1 protein-coding gene is annotated in these 874 nt (G+C 71.9%); it reads right to left on the reverse strand.

Going from position 1 to position 874, the window contains the following annotated elements:
* Positions 1-227: 227 nt before the first annotated feature.
* On the reverse strand, positions 228-874 hold a 647-nt coding region (locus HUX53_RS37055; protein WP_303623199.1), incomplete at its 5' end, for a 3-oxoacyl-ACP synthase III family protein.

Below are 874 nucleotides of genomic sequence, written 5' to 3' on the forward strand. Positions count from 1 at the left end.
TTGACTTAGGCCATCAGTGATGTGATGTATGGTACGAATCTGTGGTGTGTGTTCTTGTTATTTTCTGATATTCGTTGAGCTAGGGAGATTGTTGTGTGTAGTGTTATTATTTTTTTTTTTTCTAGCAGAGGACGGCATACGAGCTAGGGGTCCGGCGCGTGGGCTCGGAGATGTGTATAGGGGACAGGCCCACCGGGTGTGACGGCGGCGCGGACGGCCCGGCGCGGTCAGGCGGGCGGCCAGGTGAGGAGGGTGTGGCCCCAGGTGACGCCCGCGCCGAACCCGGCGAGCAGCACCGGGTCGCCGCCGCGCAGCCGGCCGGCGCGGACGGCCCGGTCCAGGGCGAAGGGGATGCTGGCGGCGCCGATGTTGCCGACGTCGTGCCCGACGATCGCCAGCTGCCCGGGGTCCAGGCCGGCGCCGGGGGCCAGCGAGGCGACCAGCCGCGGGTTGGGCTGGTGGGGGACGACCAGGGCCAGGTCGGCGGGTTTGAGGCCGGCGGCCTCGGTGGCCTCGGCGACCAGCCGGGGGAAGATCCGCGTGATGAAGCCGCGGACGGCCCGGCCGTCCATCCGGATGGTGTGGCCGCCGCCCGCGAGGGTCTCGGCGGTGGCCGGGGTGCGGCTGCCGCCGGCGGGGATCAGGACGTCGTCGGTGCCCGACCCGTCCGAGCCGAGGGTGACCGGCCCGAACCCGTAGGGCGCCGGGACGGGCCCGATGACCGTGGCGGCGGCGCCGTCCCCGAACACCGCGACGGTGCCGCGGTCGGCGGGGTCCAGGAACCGCGAGTACACCTCGACGCCGACGACCAGCGCGTAGGGGGCCGCGCCGCGCTGCGCGGCCAGCCAGCCGAGCGCGGCCTGCAGCCCGAACA

It is taken from the genome of Actinomadura sp. BRA 177, assembly GCF_013372625.1.
Taxonomy (GTDB): domain Bacteria; phylum Actinomycetota; class Actinomycetes; order Streptosporangiales; family Streptosporangiaceae; genus Spirillospora.